16 protein-coding genes are annotated in these 17,148 nt (G+C 76.0%); 10 read left to right on the top strand and 6 right to left on the bottom strand.

What is annotated here, in order from left to right:
* Positions 1-25: 25 nt before the first annotated feature.
* The 8 genes from RSE42_RS01770 to RSE42_RS01735 all read left to right on the top strand — a co-directional run bounded on the left by RSE42_RS01770 (position 26) and on the right by RSE42_RS01735 (position 7,295).
* The gene (locus RSE42_RS01770) at positions 26-1,024 is read left to right on the top strand and encodes an AAA family ATPase (protein ID WP_415297720.1); all 999 of its coding nucleotides are present in this window, start codon (positions 26-28) and stop codon (positions 1,022-1,024) included.
* Between the two features lie 32 nt (positions 1,025-1,056).
* On the top strand, positions 1,057-1,944 hold the full coding sequence (locus RSE42_RS01765; RefSeq protein WP_415297719.1) for a DUF58 domain-containing protein: 888 nt from the start codon (positions 1,057-1,059) through the stop codon (positions 1,942-1,944).
* On the top strand, positions 1,931-2,434 hold the full coding sequence (locus RSE42_RS01760; RefSeq protein ID WP_043660582.1) for a hypothetical protein: 504 nt from the start codon (positions 1,931-1,933) through the stop codon (positions 2,432-2,434). The genes RSE42_RS01765 and RSE42_RS01760 overlap by 14 nt, the downstream gene beginning before the upstream one ends.
* Positions 2,428-3,522, top strand: a complete 1,095-nt coding sequence (locus tag RSE42_RS01755) for a vWA domain-containing protein (protein WP_415297718.1) — start codon at positions 2,428-2,430, stop codon at positions 3,520-3,522. Before RSE42_RS01760 ends, RSE42_RS01755 begins: the two co-directional genes overlap by 7 nt.
* 7 nt (positions 3,523-3,529) lie before the next feature.
* Positions 3,530-4,615: a vWA domain-containing protein gene (locus RSE42_RS01750; protein WP_415297717.1), complete on the top strand. Its 1,086-nt coding sequence runs from the start codon at positions 3,530-3,532 to the stop codon at positions 4,613-4,615.
* Positions 4,612-5,658 carry a hypothetical protein gene (locus RSE42_RS01745; protein ID WP_415297716.1) on the top strand — a complete coding sequence of 349 codons (1,047 nt, stop codon included), beginning with the start codon at positions 4,612-4,614 and terminating at the stop codon, positions 5,656-5,658. The genes RSE42_RS01750 and RSE42_RS01745 overlap by 4 nt, the downstream gene beginning before the upstream one ends.
* A 168-nt stretch (positions 5,659-5,826) precedes the next feature.
* Entirely contained in the window at positions 5,827-6,462 is a 636-nt protein-coding gene (locus tag RSE42_RS01740) for a nitroreductase family protein (RefSeq protein WP_415297715.1), read from the top strand.
* Positions 6,463-6,572: 110 nt separating this feature from the next.
* On the top strand, positions 6,573-7,295 hold the full coding sequence (locus RSE42_RS01735; protein ID WP_415297714.1) for a GNAT family N-acetyltransferase: 723 nt from the start codon (positions 6,573-6,575) through the stop codon (positions 7,293-7,295).
* A 76-nt stretch (positions 7,296-7,371) separates the two neighbouring features.
* Here the strand turns inward: RSE42_RS01735 and soxR are convergent, their stop codons facing one another.
* A complete protein-coding gene (gene soxR, locus RSE42_RS01730; RefSeq protein WP_074804932.1) occupies positions 7,372-7,842 on the bottom strand; it encodes a redox-sensitive transcriptional activator SoxR in 471 nt (156 codons plus the stop codon).
* Between the two features lie 272 nt (positions 7,843-8,114).
* Between soxR and RSE42_RS01725 the strand changes: the two genes are divergently transcribed.
* Together RSE42_RS01725 and RSE42_RS01720 are read left to right on the top strand one after the other, a co-directional pair.
* Positions 8,115-9,146 (top strand): zinc-binding dehydrogenase, encoded by a 1,032-nt coding sequence (locus RSE42_RS01725; protein WP_415297713.1) that lies wholly within the window; start codon positions 8,115-8,117, stop codon positions 9,144-9,146.
* On the top strand, positions 9,143-10,678 hold the full coding sequence (locus RSE42_RS01720) for an MFS transporter (protein WP_415297712.1): 1,536 nt from the start codon (positions 9,143-9,145) through the stop codon (positions 10,676-10,678). The genes RSE42_RS01725 and RSE42_RS01720 overlap by 4 nt, the downstream gene beginning before the upstream one ends.
* On the opposite strand, the gene RSE42_RS01715 is transcribed toward RSE42_RS01720, so the two are convergent.
* The 5 genes from RSE42_RS01715 to nirB are packed head-to-tail and all read right to left on the bottom strand — an operon-like array spanning position 10,668 to position 17,125.
* Entirely contained in the window at positions 10,668-11,462 is a 795-nt protein-coding gene (locus RSE42_RS01715) for a sirohydrochlorin chelatase (protein ID WP_415297711.1), read from the bottom strand. The two genes, RSE42_RS01720 and RSE42_RS01715, sit on opposite strands and share 11 nt — an antisense overlap.
* A complete protein-coding gene (locus RSE42_RS01710; RefSeq protein WP_137280062.1) occupies positions 11,459-12,550 on the bottom strand; it encodes a uroporphyrinogen-III synthase in 1,092 nt (363 codons plus the stop codon). Before RSE42_RS01710 ends, RSE42_RS01715 begins: the two co-directional genes overlap by 4 nt.
* Before the next feature lie 44 nt (positions 12,551-12,594).
* Positions 12,595-13,962, bottom strand: coding sequence for a uroporphyrinogen-III C-methyltransferase (gene cobA, locus RSE42_RS01705; RefSeq protein ID WP_415297710.1), 1,368 nt, complete (start codon positions 13,960-13,962; stop codon positions 12,595-12,597).
* Positions 13,959-14,399 carry a nitrite reductase small subunit NirD gene (gene nirD / locus RSE42_RS01700; RefSeq protein ID WP_415297709.1) on the bottom strand — a complete coding sequence of 147 codons (441 nt, stop codon included), beginning with the start codon at positions 14,397-14,399 and terminating at the stop codon, positions 13,959-13,961. Before nirD ends, cobA begins: the two co-directional genes overlap by 4 nt.
* Complete coding sequence (nirB, locus tag RSE42_RS01695) at positions 14,396-17,125, bottom strand: nitrite reductase large subunit NirB (RefSeq protein WP_415297708.1); 2,730 nt, start codon at positions 17,123-17,125, stop codon at positions 14,396-14,398. The genes nirD and nirB overlap by 4 nt, the downstream gene beginning before the upstream one ends.
* Between the last annotated feature and the right edge of the window lie 23 nt (positions 17,126-17,148).

The following is a 17,148-nucleotide window of genomic DNA, read 5'->3' as shown; positions in this document are numbered from 1 at the left end:
ACCCGCACCACCCGGAGGACGACCGATGGCCGCAGGGCACGGCAGCATCTCGACGCAGGACCTCGACCGCGCGAGCCACCTGCTCAAGCGCGTCGGCCAGGTCTTCGACCAGCGCGTCGTCGGGCAGGAGGCTCTGCGTACCGCGCTCGTGAGCACGCTGCTCGCGGGCGGGCACATCCTGCTCGAGTCGGTCCCGGGCCTCGCCAAGACGACCGCGGCGCAGACGCTCGCCGCGGCGGTTGACGGCTCGTTCCACCGCATCCAGTGCACGCCGGACCTCATGCCGAACGACATCGTCGGCACGCAGATCTTCAACTACGCGACCGGCCAGTTCACGACCCAGCTCGGCCCGGTGCACGCGAACGTCGTCCTGCTCGACGAGATCAACCGCTCGTCGGCCAAGACGCAGTCGGCGATGCTCGAGGCGATGCAGGAGAAGCAGACGTCGATCGGCGGCGAGAACTACGCGCTCCCCGACCCGTTCATGGTGCTCGCGACGCAGAACCCCATCGAGGAGGAGGGCACGTACGTGCTCCCCGAGGCCCAGATGGACCGCTTCCTCATGAAGGAGGTGCTCACGTACCCGACGCCGCCGCAGGAGCTCGAGATCCTCCAGCGCATCGCGACCGGGCAGATGTCGCGCCCCCTCACGGCACAGCCGATCTCGCTCGACGACGTGCGCTTCCTGCGTGGTCTCGTCGACGACGTGTACGTGGACGACTCGATCAAGCGCTACGTCGTCGACCTCATCAACACGACGCGGTTCTCGGGCCCCCGCCCGGTGCCGGGCCTGGAGCGCCACGTGCGCGTGGGCGCGTCGCCGCGCGGCGGCATCGCGCTCATGCGCGTGGGCCAGGCGCTCGCGATCCTCGCGGGCCGGGCGTACGTCATCCCGGACGACATCAAGGCGGTGCGGTACTCGGTGCTGCGCCACCGCCTCGTGCGCACGTTCGACGCGCTCGCCAACAACGTGCCGCCGGAGCAGCTCGTGGACGCGGTGTTCGACGCCGTCCCCACGCCCTGACCGGTCCGCCCACCGTCCCGAGAGAGCACCACGTGCCCGACGTCTCCCGTCTCGCCCAGGTCCGGGCCCGGCTCGACCTGCCGGTCGCGCGCCGGGCGTCCGGCCTGCTCGAGGGCCGGCACCGCTCGGTGTTCAAGGGGCACGGGCAGGACTTCGACGACCTGCACCTGTACGCGCCGGGCGAGGACGTCGGCGACATCGACTGGAAGTCCTCGGCGCGCGCCGGGCTGCCGATCATCCGCCGGTTCGTGCGCGAGTCGAACCTCAACCTCGTGCTCGTCGTGGACACGGGGCGCACCATGGGCGCGACGGCGCCGAGCGGGGAGACGAAGGCGGAGATCGCGAGCTTCTGCTGCGCGCTCGTCGCCTACCTCGCCCGCGACCGGGGCGACCGCGTCGCGCTCGTCGCGGGCGACGCCGAGCGCCTGGTCCAGCTCCCGCCACGGGCGAGCACGCGCGACCTCGAGGTGCTGCTGCGCACCGTGGAGGGGCTGTGGCGCCCGGACGCTCCCGGGAGCGACCTGTCCCGTCCGCTCGACCGCGCGCAGACGGCGTTCCGGCGCCGCTCGCTCGTGGTCGTCGTCACCGACGAGGCCCGGCCGGCGGCCGAGCACGAGCAGCTGCTGCGCTCGCTGCGCGTGCGTCACGAGGTGATGGTCGTGCAGGTCGCGGACCTCTCGCCGGTGGGCGCCGGGACCGGGGAGGTGGCCGACGTCGACGGCACGCTGCGCCTGCCGCCGTTCCTGCGCGGGCGGGCCGCGCTCGCGGCGCCCGCCGCCGAGGCGCTGGCCGAGCGGCGCGCCGAGGTGGCCGAGCGGCTGCGCGCCCTCCAGGTCGAGGGCGTGCTCGTCGAGGGGTCCGACGACGTCCTGCAACGCTTCGTCGAGCTCCTGGGGAGGCAGAAGCGTGCCCGTCGATGAGCTCGTCGACCCCGTCGGCTACTCGGGGTGGTGGACGGCCCTGGGGGTCGTCCTGGTCCTCGCGGCCGCCGCGGTCGTGTTCCTCGTGATCTGGCTGACCCGCGCGAGCGCGGAGGAGAAGAACGCCCCGCGCCCAGCGCCGCTGCTCCCCACGGGCCCGCACGACCCGTACGCGTCGCTGCGGGCGGAGTACGAGCGGCGCCTCGACGCCGTCGCCGAGCGGTTCCGCGCGGGCGAGCTCGACGAGCGCACCTTGCACCTCGCCCTCTCGGCGGAGATGCGCGGCTTCGCGACCGGGCGGCTCGGCCAGGACGCGTCGTCCATGACGCTCTCGGAGATCCAGCAGCTCGCCGAGGCGGGCCGCCTCACGCAGCTCATCGCGCGCTACTACCGGCCGTCGTTCGCGGACCACGACAACGACCCGGCGGCGCGCTCGACGGACGGCGAGGACTCCATCGACCGCGCCCGGGCGGTGGTGCGCGGATGGTGACGCGTCCCGTCGCGGCGAGCGCCGCCGTCGTCCCCGGGCCGCAGGGCCCGTCGATCCTGTGGCCGTGGCTGTGGGTCGTCCTCGTCGTCGCGGTGCTCGCGGCGGCGGCGCTGGCGTGGTGGCTCGCGCGGCGGCGCCGGTCGCGCGACGCGGACGCGGGCGTGCTCTGGGTCGCGAACTCCGACTACCTCGCGCGCGTCCCGGCGTTCGCCGCGTGGGTGCGCCGCTACCGCGTGCTGCAGGGCCTCACCGCGGCGGGGCTGCTCGTGGCGGTCGTCGGGGCGGGCGCGGTCGCGGCCCGCCCGGTCGAGACGGACGTCGTCGTCGACCGCCTCGGCACGCGCGACATCGTGCTGTGCCTCGACGTGTCGGGCTCGATGATCGAGTACGACGGCGCGGTGCTCAAGGTGTTCCAGGAGCTCGTGGACAACTTCGAGGGCGAGCGGATCGCGCTGTCGATCTTCAACTCGTCGTCGCGCACGGTCTTCCCGCTCACGGACGACTACACGCTCGTCCAGGAGGAGCTCCAGGCCGGGATCGCCGCGCTCGACCAAGACCCGGCGACGTTCGACTACACGGGCGGCACCGACGACGCGGAGATCCTCGAGTACGCGCAGTTCACGGCGGGCACGACGGCGAACCTCTCGGGCGCGAGCCTCATCGGCGACGGGCTCGCGAGCTGCGCGCTCCAGTTCGACGCGGAGGACACCGAGCGCTCGCGCTCGATCATCCTGGCGACGGACAACTACGTCTCCGGCGAGCCGATCTACACGCTCCCGCAGGCGGCGGACCTGGTCGCGTCGCGCGACATCACGCTGCACGGCATCTTCGGCGGGTCCCAGCGCTACGAGGGCACGCCTGAGGAGACCGAGTACCGCGAGACCGTCGAGTCGGGCGGCGGCCTGTACTTCCTCGCGGACGACCCGGCCGCGGTGCAGGGCATGGTCGACGACGTCGTCGCCCAGCAGGCCGTCGAGCTCGACGCGTCCCCCGAGGTGGTCGTCACGGACCGGCCCGCGGGCTGGTTCCTCGTCGCGGTCCTCGGCGTCGCGCTGCTGCTCGTCGTCGCGTGGCGGGTGAAGGAGTGACGCGCCGATGAACCTCGCCGGACTCACGTTCCAGCCGCTCGTGCCCCTGTGGGGGCTCGCGCTGCTCGTGCTGCCGCTGCTCGGCCTCGCCGGGTGGCAGGCGGTCGTGGCCGGGCGCCCGGGGCCCGACGGCGCCCCCCGACCGGGCGCCCCGCGCGCGGCGTGGGTGCGCCGCGCCGGGGCGGTCGTGCTGCTCGGCATCATCGGGATCGCGCCCTCGGTCGCGTCGACGGACCGCGACACGTCGGTCGCGAACGTCGACATGTTCTTCGTCGTCGACCGCACGGGGTCGATGGCGGCCGAGGACTACGGGCCCGAGGGCGGCCAGGAGCGCCTCGACGGCGTGCGGCACGACATCACGAGCCTCACCGAGGCGATCCCCGGGGCGCGGTACTCGATCATCTCGTTCGACTCGCAGGCGTCGCGCCAGCTGCCGCTGACGACGGACGCGCGCGCGATCACCTCCTGGGCCGACACGTTCCACCGCGAGATCACGCGGTACTCGCAGGGCTCCCTCACGGACCGGCCGCTCGACGAGCTGCGGTCCGCGCTCGAGGGCTCGGCGGAGCAGCACCCGGCCAACGTGCGGCTCGTCTTCTTCCTCACCGACGGCGAGCAGACGGCGGAGGGCGAGCCGCGGTCGTTCGCCGACCTCGCACCGCTCGTCGACGGCGGCGCGGTGCTGGGCTACGGGACCGCCGAGGGAGGCCGCATGAAGGAGTACGACCCGGACGTGGACCCCGAGGACGCGGAGTACCTCGTCGACTGGTCGAAGCCGAGCGACGGCGGCGAGCCCGTCGAGGCGCTGTCCGTGCTGGACGAGGCGACGCTCACCGCGCTCGCCGACCAGCTCGGCGTGCCGTACGTGCACCGGCAGGAGCCGTCGGAGACGGCGTCGCTCGTCGCGGGCGTCGACCCGCAGCAGGTCGCGGCGGACGGACGCCGCGACGTCACGGCGTACCGGCCGGTCGTGTGGCCGTTCGCCCTCGCGCTCGTGGCGCTGCTCGGCGTCGAGGCGTGGTTCTGGGCGCGCTCCGCGAGCCGCTCGCTCGTCCGCCCGACGGCACCCGACCGGGCGGAGGTGCGCCGATGACCTGGACCCCTCCCCCGGCACCCCCGCCCGGCGCCCGCGCGCCCCGGCCCACCGGCGGGGCCGCCCTGCGCGCGGCGCGGCTGCGGCGGCGCCGGTGGTGGCTCCTCGGGACCCTGCCCGTCGTGCTCGTGCTCCTCGTGCTGGGGTTCACGCTCGCCCTGCGCGCCCCAGTCGCCTCGCTCGCGAAGGACCGCTACGACGCCGGCGACACCGAGGGCGCGGCGAGCACGTACGGCCTCCAGCGGACGCTCAACCTCGTCGAGCCGTGGAAGGCCCACTACAACCACGGGACGGCGCTCGCGCGGACCGAGGACTCGTGGTCGCTGTACGACGCGATCCGGTCCCTCGACCGCGCCTACGACCTCGCGGAGAACGCGTCTCCCGAGGAACGGTGCATGATCCAGACGAACCTGTCGCTGACGTACGAGATCCAGGGCGACGGCGACATGGCCTACGCCGACCGCAAGGCGGCGGAGCTCGCCCTCGTCGAGGAGGCGATCGCCGCCCGCGATGCGGGACTCCCCTACGACGAGGAGGTGCTCGACCCGTACGGGGACGGCACCGAGCCCGACCCGGCGGAGCTGCGCCAGGACGTCCAGGACTGGTACGAGTACGCCGAGCAGGAGTACGCGACGGCCGAGCAGATCCGCGGCTGGCCCGACTGCGGGGAGTCCGAGCAGACCCCCGAGCAGCAGGAGCAGGACGCGGCCGCGCAGCAGCGTCTCCAGGACAAGCAGCAGGAGGCGCAGGACGCGCAGCCCGAGAACCAGGACGGTGGCGACACCTCGGAGGGCGAGGGCGACGGCTCCGAGGGCGACGAGCAGTCGGACGCCTCGGGCGGGGACGGCGCGCAGGGCGAGGACCAGCAGAGCCAGGCCGAGCGCGAGGAGCAGGAGCGCCAGGAGCAGCTCCAGCAGCAGGGCTCCGAGGCGCGCGACGAGCAGGAGCGCCTCGAGCAGGAGTACCGCGACCTCTACGGGGACCAGCCGGGCACCGGCACGGACCCGGGCGACAGCAGCGGGAGCGGCACCAAGAACTGGTGAGCCCCGGCTGCGCCGCGGCCGAGCCGCCGTCGCCCGCCGGCCGCTCCGGCGTCCGCCTGCTCTCCACGCCGGCCGGTGGAGCAGGACGTGTCGCAGGGGTGCCCAGGCTGCGAGACGACGGCCACGAACCGCGGTCGCGCCGCTTGCCCGCCCGTACCCTCGGCGACCGTGACCACACCCGAGGACCTGCCCGTCCTGCGCGCGCTCCACTCGACGCCGTCGCGCCGCTACCTCTCGCCCGACCCGGTGCCCGACGACGTGCTCGACGCGATCCTCGACGCCGCGGTCCGCGGGCCCAGCGGGGGCAACCGGCAGCGGTGGGCGTGGGTCGTCGTGCGGGACCCCGCGACGAAGGCCCAGATCGCCGCCTGGTACCGCGAGGGGTGGCGCGCGGCGTACGGGGACCGCCGCGACGCCGTCCTCGGTGCCGCGACCGACGACGCCGGCGTGAGCGAGGCGGGCTTCCGCGCCGTCGAGCAGCTGGCGCTGCACCTGGAGGAGGCCCCGGTGTGGGTCGTGCCGGTGCTGCGGGACGCGGCGCGCTCGGCCGACCCCCGGCTCGGGGCCTCGATCTACGGCGCGGTGCAGAACCTCGTCCTCGCGGCCCGGGCCTACGGGATCGGGACGACGCTCACGACCTTCCACACCGTCCGGGAGCGCGACGTCGCCGCGCTGCTCGGCCTGCCCGACGACGCGCTGACGATGGGCCTGCTCCCGCTCGGGTACCCGACCCGGGGCCGCTGGTCCGAGCCGCGGCGGCGCCCGCTCGCGGAGGTCGTGCACCGGGACCGGTGGCACGGCTGAGCGCGCCGGGAAGAGGCGACCGCCCGGACGCGTTCGCCCCGGAGGACACGCACGGCCGGACGGCCGCGACGACGGCACGGCACCCGGGCGACCGGGCGAGGAGGAGCAGCATGACCGCGACGAGCACGGGGCCCGGCACCACCGGCGTCGACGACCCGGCCCTGGACAACCCGTCGTGGAGCGCGCTCACCGGCGCGCACGCGCACCTCGCCGAGGGCGACGACCTGGCGCGTCGCTACCCGGCCGACGTCTCCCCGATCACGGGCGTGCGCTCGTGGACCGACCCGGGCGTGTGGGACGCGATCGCCGCGCTCGTCGGCCCGGGCGGGCACTTCTCGGCGCCGCCGGTCGGGGTCGAGCCGCCGCAGGGCTGGACGGTCGAGGCCCGCGTCGAGGGCGTCCAGCTCGTCGAGACCGAGCGCCTCGTCACCCGACCCGACCCGGAGGCGGTCGTGCTCGGCGCGGACGACGTCCCGGAGATGCTCGCGCTCGTCGAGCGCAGCCGACCGGGTCCTTTCGAGGCGCGGACCTACCTCCTCGGCCGGTACGTCGGGTTCCGCGACGGCGACGGGCGCCTCGTCGCCATGGCGGGCGAGCGCCTGCGGCCCGCGGGGTGGACCGAGATCAGCGCCGTGACGACCGACCCCGACCACCGCGGGCGCGGCCTCGCCTCACGCCTCGTGCGCGACATCGCGTTCCACGTGCAGGAGCGGGGCGACCGCGCGTTCCTCCACGCCGCGGCGCAGAACGTCGGCGCGATCGGGGTCTACGAGCGGCTCGGGTTCGCCCTGCGCCACCGCCCGACGTTCGGGTCGCTGCGCGCACCGGACTGACGGCCTCGTCGGCGGGCCCCGCGCCACGGTCCTGCCACGCGGCCCGGCAGCGGGCCGGACGCTCGGCGCCCCCTGGCTAGTCCTCGATCCCCTCGACGAGCAGCGTGCGGGGGCCAGGGCCCTCGTCGGCGAGCGCGTCGTGCGGGTTGACGAGGACGCATCGGCGCAGCGACAGGCACCCGCAGCCGATGCAGTCCGTGAGGTGGTCGCGCAGGCGCGTGAGCTGCTCGATGCGCGCGTCGAGGTCGGCGTGCCACCCGGCCGAGAGCCGGTGCCAGTCCTTCGCCGTCGGCGTGCGGTCCCCGGGGAGCGTCGCGAGCGCGGCGCGGATCCGGGCGAGCGGGATGCCCACGCGCTGCGACGCGCGCACGAACGCGACCCGCCGCAGCGTCTCGCGCGTGAAGCGCCGCTGGTTGCCAGGCGTCCGGCGGCTCGTGATGAGCCCCTCGCGCTCGTAGAAGTGCAGCGCGGACACGGCGACGCCGCTGCGCGCCGCGAGCTGGCCGACGGTGAGCTCGTCGCTCGGGGACGGGGCGGCGTCGGGCACGGCGGTTCCTCCACGCGGACGGGTCTCGCCGCGACGCGGCGGACACGGCAGTCCGTCCGTCGGCACGGGCGCTTGACCTGAACAAATGTTGAGGTTCGAGACTAGCAGGGCGCGACCTTCGGGCCGCGTGACCGCGACGCCGCGCGACCGCACCAGCGAAGCCGTTCGCCCGGAGACCGACCGCGTCGCCCGGCACGACCGCCCAGCACGACCGCCCGGCACGACCGGCCAGCACGACCGCCCAGCACGACCCCGACCCTGAAGGAGCACCCGTGGACGCCATCCGCCTGCACGCGTTCGGACCACCCGAGAACCTCGTGCTGGACCAGGTCCCCGACCCGGTCCCCGGCCCCGGCCAGGTGCGGGTCGCCGTGCGCGCGCACGGCGTCCACCTGCTCGACACGACCCTGCGCCGGGGCGAGGCCACGGGCGGCCCCCTTCCGCTCCCCGCCCTCCCGACGATCCCCGGGCGCGAGGTCGCCGGGGTGGTGGACGTCGTCGGGCCGGGCGTCGACGTCGCGTGGCGCGGGCGACGGGTCGCGGCCCACCTCGGCGCCACGCCCGACGGCGGCGGGTACGCGCGTCTCGCCGTCGTGCCCGTCGAGGCGCTGCACCGCATCCCCGACCACGTCACGGCGCCCGACGCGCTCGCCATGATCGGCACCGGGCGGACCGCCGTCGGCGTCCTCGACCTGGCGGAGCTGACCGCGACGGACACCGTCGTCGTCACGGCCGCGGCCGGCGGGCTCGGCACGCTGCTCGTCCAGAGCGCGCTCGCGGCGGGGGCGCGCGTCGTCGCGCTCGCCGGCGGGCCGGAGAAGGTCGCGCTCGTCCGGTCGCTCGCCAGGGAGGCGCAGGAGGATCGACTCGCCGCCGTCGACTACCGGGCGGACGCCTGGCTCGACGAGGCGCGGGCCGCCGTCGGGCAGCACGCTCCGGAGGGCGCGACCGTGCTCCTCGACGGCGTCGGCGGCGACGCGGGCGCCGACGCCGCGAGCCTCGTCGCACCGACCGGTCGCCTCGTGCTCTACGGCTGGGCGTCGGGGGCACCGAACCGGGCCGGTGACGTCGACCACCCGGACGAGAAATCGGGGGCCGCGGGCGGCACGCCGGACGTACGGTGGGCCGTGGGACCCCGGGCCCGACCCTGGGGAGACCTGTCCACGCTGCAGGAGCGCGCGCTCGCGCTCGCGGCGGACGGGACGTGGCGGGTCGTCACGCACCAGATCCCCCTCGCGGAGGCCGCGCGCGCCCACCGCGAGCTCGAAGCGCGCGCCACCACCGGAAAGGTCGTTCTCGTATGACGGCGGACCCCCGCACCGACGCCGACGCACCGGCGTACGGCTCCCCCGCGCCCGGCGCGGACGAGACCGGCACGTTCGAGGCCGGCACGGGAGACGTCGGCACGGCAGACGTCGGCGCGCCCGCGGCCGACCCCGCCGAGGCGGGTGCGCTCTCGCCCGGGACGCAGCGCACGGTGCTGTTCGGCATGGTCGCGTTCGTGTTCCTCGGCGCGTTCGAGGCGCTCGCCGTCGCGACCGCCATGCCGACGGTCGCCGTCGAACTCGACGGCCTCACCCTGTACACGCTCGCGTTCGCCGCGTCGCTCGCGTCGAGCGTCGTCGGCATGGTGGCGTCCGGCCGCTGGAGCGACCGCGCGGGGCCGACCACCCCGCTGTGGACCGGCATCGGGCTCTTCCTCGCGGGGCTGCTCGTCGCCGGGCTGGCGCAGGACATGCTCGTGCTCGTCGCGGGCCGCGTGCTCCAGGGCGTCGGGACCGGCTTGTACATCGTCGCGCTGTACGTGCTCGTCGCGCGCGTCTTCCCCACCGACCGGCGTCCGAAGGTCTTCGCCGCGTTCGCGGCGGCCTGGGTGATCCCGTCGATCGTCGGGCCCGCCATCGCCGGGCTCGTGGTCGAGCACGTCGGGTGGCGCTGGGTGTTCCTCGCCGTCCCGGTCCTCGCGGTGCCCGCGCTGTTCCTCATGCACCCGGGCATGCGCGCCGCCCGCGGCTCGGCCCCCGAGCCCGCCTCGGCGCCCACGGACCGGCCCGACGACGCCGAGCCGCCGCTCGACCGGACCGCGCGCCAGGCGTCGCTCACCTGGGCCGTCGTCGCCGCCGTCGGCATCGGGGCGCTCAACTACGCGGGGCAGCTGCACGGGGTCGGGCTCGCGGCCCTGCTCGTCGCGTCGCTCGCCGCCGTCGCGCTCGCCGTCCCCCGCCTGCTCCCCCGCGGCACGACCCGCGCGGCCCGCGGCCTGCCGAGCGTCATCGCGATCCGCGGCCTCGTCGCGGCCGCGTTCACCGGCGCCGAGGTGCTGCTCCCGCTCCTGCTGTCGCACGAGCGTGGCCTCTCGCCGTCGCTCGCGGGCGCCGTGCTGACGTTCGGCGCCGTCGGGTGGTCGACGGGGTCGTGGCTCCGCGGCCGGGCGACCTGGGGTCTCCAGCACGCGGGCTACGTGCGCCTCGGCGGGACGCTCGTCGCGCTCGGGATCGGCGGCGCCGCGCTGCTCGCCTGGACCGCCGTGCCGCCCGTGGTCGGGATGGTCGCGTGGACCCTCGCCGGGCTCGGCATGGGCATGACGCACCCGACGCTGTCCGTGCTCACGCTCGAGCTCTCGCCCGTCGCCGAGCAGGGCGCGAACTCGTCCGCGCTCCAGGTGTCCGACGCCGTCGCCGCCGCGACCGCGCTCGCCGTCACCGGGTCGCTCCTGTGGGCCCTGCACCCCGCGCTCGGCCTGGCGTCGTACGTCGTGTGCTTCGGGGTCACGGTGCTGCTCGCGGCGGGCGTCGCCCTCCTCGCACCGCGCACCCGCCCGGTCCTCAGGGCGTAGGGCGCAGCCCGGCGGCGGCGTCGGCGTACCGGTCGAGCACGATCGCGGTGAGCCGCGCGTCGGGCGCGAGCGGGCCGGTCACGACGTCGGCGCCCGCCTCCAGCACCCGGTCGTAGAAGAAACCGGGCGCGAGGAGGTAGGCCGCGACGACGACGCGCCCGCCCGGGGGGAGGCCCGCGCGGGCGGCGGCGACGGCGTCGGTCACCGTAGGGGTCGCCATGGCGCCGTAGCCGACGGAGACCGGGCCGGGGACGCGCTCGCGGAGCCCGGCGGCGAGCGCCTCGACGTCGCGCGCGGCGCCCGGGCGGCTCGACCCCGCGGCGGCGATCACGACGGCGTCGCCGTCGCGCAGCCCGGCCTCCGCGAGCCGCTCGGCGAGCAGGTCCACGAGGCGCGGGTCGGGGCCGAGCGGCCCCGACGCGGCAGCGGCCCCGGCGCCGGGGCCGCGGTCCTCGACGGCCGCGGCGACGTCCACGCTCACGTGGAACCCGGCGGAGAGCAGGAGCGGCACCACCACGGCGTCGCCGGGCGCCCCGCCGTCGGACGGGGCGACGACGGCCGTCACGACGTCCGCCACCTCGGGCTGCTGGACGTCCACGAACGCCTCGCGCACGTCGAGGTCGGGGCGGGCCGCGCGCACGTCGTCCAGGAGGGCGCGGACCACCGCGCGCCCCGCGAGGTCGTCCGTGCCGTGGGAGCAGCCGACGAGCACCGGCGCCGCGGCGCGCGGGGCGGCCGGAGCGCCGGCGACGGCGTCGAGGGAGGTGGGGCTGTCCGGGCTCATGCGAGCTCCAATCGGTATCCGCGCTTGACGACGGTCTTGACGAGGTCCCGGCGGCCGGTGGCCTCGCGCAGGCGCGCGACCGCGACCTCGGCCGCGTGCGGGTCGCGCGAGTCGCCGGGCAGGACGTCGAGCACGTCGTCGCGCGTGACGACCTCGCCGCGGCGCGCGGCGAGGAGGCGCAGCACCTCGAGGCTGCTGGGCGACAGGGGCAGCACCTCGCCGTCGAGCACGGCGACGCGCGAGCGGATCTGGAGCGTCCCGGCGACGGTCGCGAGGGCCATCGTCTCGGCCTGCTCGTAGTGCGCGACGAGCGTCCGCACGAGCGCGCCGAGGCGTCCGCGCTCGGGCTGCAGCGGCGTGACGCCGCGGTGCTCGAGCGGCCGCGCGGTGACGGGACCGACGGCGGCCGCGACCATCGACCCGTCCTGGAACCGGGACACGACGAGCCGCCCCACGCCGTGCTCCTCGGCGGCGCTCAGCCACGCCTCGGCGCCGGGGGCGGAGGTGAACACGACGGCGTCGATCTCCCCGACGGCCGCGGCCTCGACCGACGCGCGCAGCGCCTCGGGGTCGGGCGGCGGCCCCCAGCGGTAGACGACGAGGCTCGCGACCTCGGCGCCCGCCTCGGCGAACACGACGTCGAGGCCGTCGGCCCCGGCGCCGTGGTGCTGGACGGCGATCCGCAGCCCGGCGACGCCCTCGCCGAGCAGCACGTCGGCGATCTCGGCCGACGTCTCGGACTCGGCGACCCAGTCGGCGGTGAGCCCGGCGGCCTGGATCGCGCCGCGCGCCTTGGGTCCGCGCGCGACGATCCGCGCGTCGGCGAGCACCTCGAGCAGGCGGTCGGCGAGGCCGTGCGCGTCCGCGGCCTCGACCCAGGACCGGAAGCCGATGCCGGTCGTCACGACGACGACGTCCGGCGGTCGCTCGACGAGGTCACGCGTCCCCGCGAGGAGCTGCTCGTCGTCGGCGTGCGGGATCATGCTCAGCGCGGGCGCGTGGCGGACCTCGGCGCCCCGGCGCTGGAGCGCGGCGGCGAGCTCGCTCTTGCGGCGGTCGGCCGTGACGAGCACGGTGCAGCCCGCCATGACCTGGCCGAGGGCGGGGCGCTCGCCGTCGGGGCCGGAGTCGCTCACGCGACCGTCGCCGGGTCCGGTTCGAGCCGTCCCGCGGCGGCGACGTCCCCCACCACGATGATCGCGGGCGCCCGGACCCCGACCTGGGCGGCGCGCTCCACGACCTCGCCGAGCGGGGCGCGCGTCACGCGCTGGCGGGGCGTCGACCCGTTCTCCACGATCGCGACGGGCAGCGCAGGGTCGGCCCCGGCGTCGAGGGCCTGGGCCGTGATGCGTACGAGCTGCGAGACACCCATGAGGACCACCAGCGTAGCCGTGCGGTCGCGCACCCCGGCGAGCGCGGCGGCGTCGAGCCCGTCGTGGCCGCTCACCACGTGGAACGCGGCGACCGTGCCCCGGTGCGTGAGCGGGATGCCCGCGAGCGCGGGGACGCTGAGCGCGCTCGAGACGCCCGGCACGACGTCGACCGGCACACCCGCCGCGCGGCACGCGAGCACCTCCTCGCCGCCGCGCCCGTAGACGAACGGGTCGCCGCCCTTGAGCCGTACGACGCGCCGCCCGCGCTGCGCCTGCTCGACGAGGATCGTGTTGATCTCGTGCTGCGGCACGGGGTGGTTCCCGGGGGTCTTGCCGACGTCGATCACCTCGACGCCGGGCGCGAGCTCGTCGAGCACGTCGACCGGCCCGAGCCGGTCCGCGACGATGACGTCGGCCTCCGCGAGCGCCCGACGGCCCCGAACCGTGAGCAGGTCGACCGCGCCGGGCCCTCCCCCGACGAGCGTCACGCGCCCCAGGCCTCCCGGCGCCGGACGGTGGTGGCGCTGGTCGGCGCCGCCGGAGCGCAGGTGCTCGGCGATCGCGTCGCGCACCGCGCGCGCCCGCCGCGGGTCGGCGCCTCGTCGCTCCCCCGGGCTGTCGGCCTCTCGTCGCTCCCGAGCGCACCCGTCCGCCGGAACGCCGGCCGCGGGGACGTCCGTGACGACCCCGACGAGCACGTCGCCGCTGCGGGTCGTCGCCGGCGTGCGGGCGGTGCCCTCGTGCGCGGCCCCGGCGTGGACGCACCAGGTGCGGCGCGCCGCCGCCCACGCGGCGACGTCGCGGTCGGTCCCCGAGTCGTCCGTCGCCGCGAGCACGAGCCACGCGTCCTCGACGTCGGACTCACGGACCTCGCGCGGCGCCCAGGTGACACGACCACCCGGCGCGACCTCGCCGTCGGCCCGCAGCCCGGCGGGTGAGGGTGCCCGGAGCGGGGCGCGCAGCGAGGCGGCGACGAGATCGCGCAGGTCCTCGCAGACGTGGGGCGCGACGACGCGGACGTGCGCGCCGTCGTCGGCCATCGCCCGCGCGCGGCGGGCCGCGACGGGGCCGCCGCCCGCGACGAGCACCGTGCGCCCGGCGAGGTCGATCCCGAGGAGCGTCGTCACGACGCACCGTCCGCGGGCCCGGCGGCGTGGGGGCGCACGCCCACGTGCACGACGCCGTCGCGCACCTCGGCGGGCCACGTCGCCAGGTCCGGCGCGAGGCCTTGGACGGGCACGTACCCGGCGGCCTCGAGGCACCGGCCGGTCGTGAGGTCGAAGACCTGCTTGTACATGGGGCCGGCGACCGTCGGCACGCCCCCGCGCGTGCCGACGATGCCGCGCGACAGGACGTTCGCACCGGAGAACGGGTCGCGCTGCTGCACGACGCGGACCGTGTCGTCGGGGAGGCGGAACAGCGCGACCTGCACCCCGCCGACGAGGGCGGCGGCGCCGCGCTCGACGAGGAGGTCGCGCAGGAGGCACACGCGCTCCCACCCCGCCGCGTCCGACGTCGGCGTCTCCCCGGGGTACGCGGCCTGCTCTGCTGGCACGACGATCATCGACGGACCTCCAGGGTCGTGCCGGCGATCACCACGGGGCCGGCGGGGACGGTGGCGAGACCCGCGGCGCGGGCCTCCTCGAGGGCGGCGCGCTCGTCGGCCGTCGCGGGCCGGATCTGGCCGCGCTCGGTGACGTACGCGAGGTCGGGGTCGGGCTCGGCGGGCGCGTTGACGAACGAGCCGAAGCGGCGCAGCTTCTCCGGGTCCTCGAGGACCGCGCGCCACTCGTCCTCGTAGTCGCCGACGTGGCGGGCCATCGCGGCGTCGAGGTCGGCACCGATGCCGAGCGAGTCCTCGACGACCACCTCGCGGATCGCGTCGAGACCGCCTTCGTGGTCCTCGACCCACGCGGCCGTGCGCTGCAGGCGGTCGGCCGTCCGGACGTAGTACATGAGGAAGCGGTCGACGGTGCGGACGAGCGCCTCGTCGTCCAGGTCCTCGGCGAGGAGCTGCGCGTGCCGGGGCGTGAACCCGCCGTTGCCGCCGACGTACACGTTCCAGCCCTTGTCCGTCGCGATGACGCCGACGTCCTTGCCGCGCGCCTCGGCGCACTCGCGCGCGCACCCCGAGACGCCGAGCTTGATCTTGTGCGGCGAGCGCAGGCCGCGGTACCGGAGCTCGAGCTCGACGGCCATGCCCACCGAGTCCTGCACGCCGAACCGGCACCACGTGGACCCGACGCACGACTTCACCGTGCGCAGCGACTTGCCGTACGCGTGTCCGGACTCGAACCCGTGCTCCACGAGCCGGCGCCAGATGTGCGGGAGCTGCTCGATGCGCGCCCCGAACATGTCGATGCGCTGGCCGCCCGTGATCTTCGTGTAGAGCCCGAAGTCCTTGGCGACCTGCCCGATGACGAGCAGCCCGTCGGGCGTGATCTCGCCCCCGGGGATGCGCGGGACGACGGAGTACGTGCCGTCCTTCTGCATGTTCGCCAGGACGTGGTCGTTCGTGTCCTGCAGCGTCGCCTGCTCGCCGTCGAGGACGTGACCGTTGCCGAGCGACGCGAGGATCGACGCGATCGTGGGCTTGCAGATGTCGCAGCCGCGCCCGGCGTCGCGCACCAGCACGGCACCCTGCGTGTCGGTGACCGGCTCGGGCACCCGGCCGAACCGCCGGACGATCTCGCTGAACGTGTGCAGGTCCGCGACGCGCACCGCGTCGAAGAGCTGCGCGCGCGAGAGGTCGAAGTGCTCGCACAGCGCGTTCGAGACCTCGACGCCGGCCCGGGCGAGCTCGGTCGTCGTGATCTTCTTGACGAGCGGCAGGCACGACCCGCAGCTCGTCCCCGCGCGCGTGCACGCCTTGACGCCCGCGAGGTCGGTGCAGCCGTGCTCGGTGACCGCGCCCCGGATCGCGCCCGCGCCGACGTTGTTGCACGAGCAGACCGTGGCGTCGTCGGGGAGCTCGAGGCTCGGCGCCCCGCCGCCGGACCCCTCGGGAAGGAGGAACAGCCCCGGGTCGCCCGGAAGCTCCGTGCCGAGCATCGGCCGCAGCGACGCGTACGGCGCGGCGTCGCCCACGAACACCCCGCCCAGGAGGGTGCGCGCGTCGTCGGACAGGACGAGCTTCTTGTAGACGCCCGCGACCGGGTCGGCCCAGACGAGCTCCATCGCGCCCTCGGTGCGGCCGTGCGCGTCGCCGAAGCTCGCGACGTCGACCCCCTGGAGCTTGAGCTTGGTCGCCGTGTCCGCGCCGGGGAACGTCGCCTCGCCGCCGAGCAGGCGGTCCACGACGACCTCCGCCATCGCGTAGCCCGGCGCGACCAGGCCGAGGCACCGGCCCTCGAGGCACGCGACCTCGCCGACCGCCCACACGTGCTCGTCCTCGGTGCGGCACGCGAGGTCCACGACGGCGCCACCGCGCTCCCCGACCGCGAGCCCCGCCGCGCGCGCGAGCTCGTCGCGCGGCCGCACGCCCGTCGCGAGGACCACGACGTCGACGTCGAGCCGGCCGCCGTCGGCGAAGTCGAGCCGGCCCACGTGCCCGGTCTTGCGGGAGACCCTCAGCTCCTTGGTCCCGGTGTCGCACCGGACCGCGATGCCCATGCCGTTGATGAGGCGCTTGAGGGCCTCGCCGCCGCCCAGGTCGATCTGCGCGTCCATCAGGTGCGTGCCGAACTGGACGACCGTGGCCTGCGCGCCGAGGGCCTTGAGCGCGCCTGCGGCCTCGAGGCCCAGGAGTCCGCCGCCGATGACGGCGCCGCGCACCGGGCGTTCCCAGCCACCCTCGGTCGTGGCGTTGCGCCGCTTCTCCTCGACCCAGCCGCGCAGCGCCGCGACGTCGTCGATCGTGCGGTAGACGAACACGCCGGGCAGCTCGTTGCCGGGGATCGGGGGGCGCGCGGCGTTCGAACCGGTCGCGAGGACGAGCTCGTCGTAGGCGTGCACGCGCCCGAGCCGGTCGGTGACGGTCTGCGCCTCGCGATCGATCGACGTCACCGCGCAGTCGCGGTGCAGCGTGACCAGCGGGTCGTCCCACAGGGCAGGGTCGCCGAGGGTGAGCTCCTCGGCGTCGCGCGCCGAGAAGTAGCTCGTCAGGGCGACGCGGTCGTACGGCTTGCGCGGCTCCTCGGCGAAGAGCGAGACGCGCCACGTGCCGTCGGCGTCGCGCGCGCGCAACGCCTCGACGAGCCGCTGCGCCACCATGCCGCCGCCGACGACGACGAGGTGCCGGGGCGCACCGGGGGCCGAGGCGGGGGCGGGATCGGTCTCAGGTCCGGTCACGGCGGGCTCCTGGGGGCGTCGGG

It is taken from the genome of Cellulosimicrobium sp. SJTW-1 (genome assembly GCF_047716875.1).
GTDB lineage: Bacteria > Actinomycetota > Actinomycetes > Actinomycetales > Cellulomonadaceae > Cellulosimicrobium > Cellulosimicrobium funkei.
This window is presented reverse-complemented; position numbering and strand designations above follow the sequence as displayed.

Excerpts from the sequence above, each read along its gene's own strand:
- RSE42_RS01770 (WP_415297720.1), top strand. The coding sequence starts at position 26 with ATGGCCGCAGGGCACGGCAGCATCTCGACGCAGGACCTCGACCGCGCG.
- RSE42_RS01755 (WP_415297718.1), top strand. The coding sequence starts at position 2,428 with ATGGTGACGCGTCCCGTCGCGGCGAGCGCCGCCGTCGTCCCCGGGCCG.
- RSE42_RS01750 (WP_415297717.1), top strand. The coding sequence starts at position 3,530 with ATGAACCTCGCCGGACTCACGTTCCAGCCGCTCGTGCCCCTGTGGGGG.
- RSE42_RS01745 (WP_415297716.1), top strand. The coding sequence starts at position 4,612 with ATGACCTGGACCCCTCCCCCGGCACCCCCGCCCGGCGCCCGCGCGCCC.
- RSE42_RS01735 (WP_415297714.1), top strand. The coding sequence starts at position 6,573 with ATGACCGCGACGAGCACGGGGCCCGGCACCACCGGCGTCGACGACCCG.
- RSE42_RS01720 (WP_415297712.1), top strand. The coding sequence starts at position 9,143 with ATGACGGCGGACCCCCGCACCGACGCCGACGCACCGGCGTACGGCTCC.
- RSE42_RS01715 (WP_415297711.1), bottom strand. The coding sequence starts at position 11,462 with ATGAGCCCGGACAGCCCCACCTCCCTCGACGCCGTCGCCGGCGCTCCG.
- RSE42_RS01710 (WP_137280062.1), bottom strand. The coding sequence starts at position 12,550 with ATGGCGGGCTGCACCGTGCTCGTCACGGCCGACCGCCGCAAGAGCGAG.
- nirD (WP_415297709.1), bottom strand. The coding sequence starts at position 14,399 with ATGATCGTCGTGCCAGCAGAGCAGGCCGCGTACCCCGGGGAGACGCCG.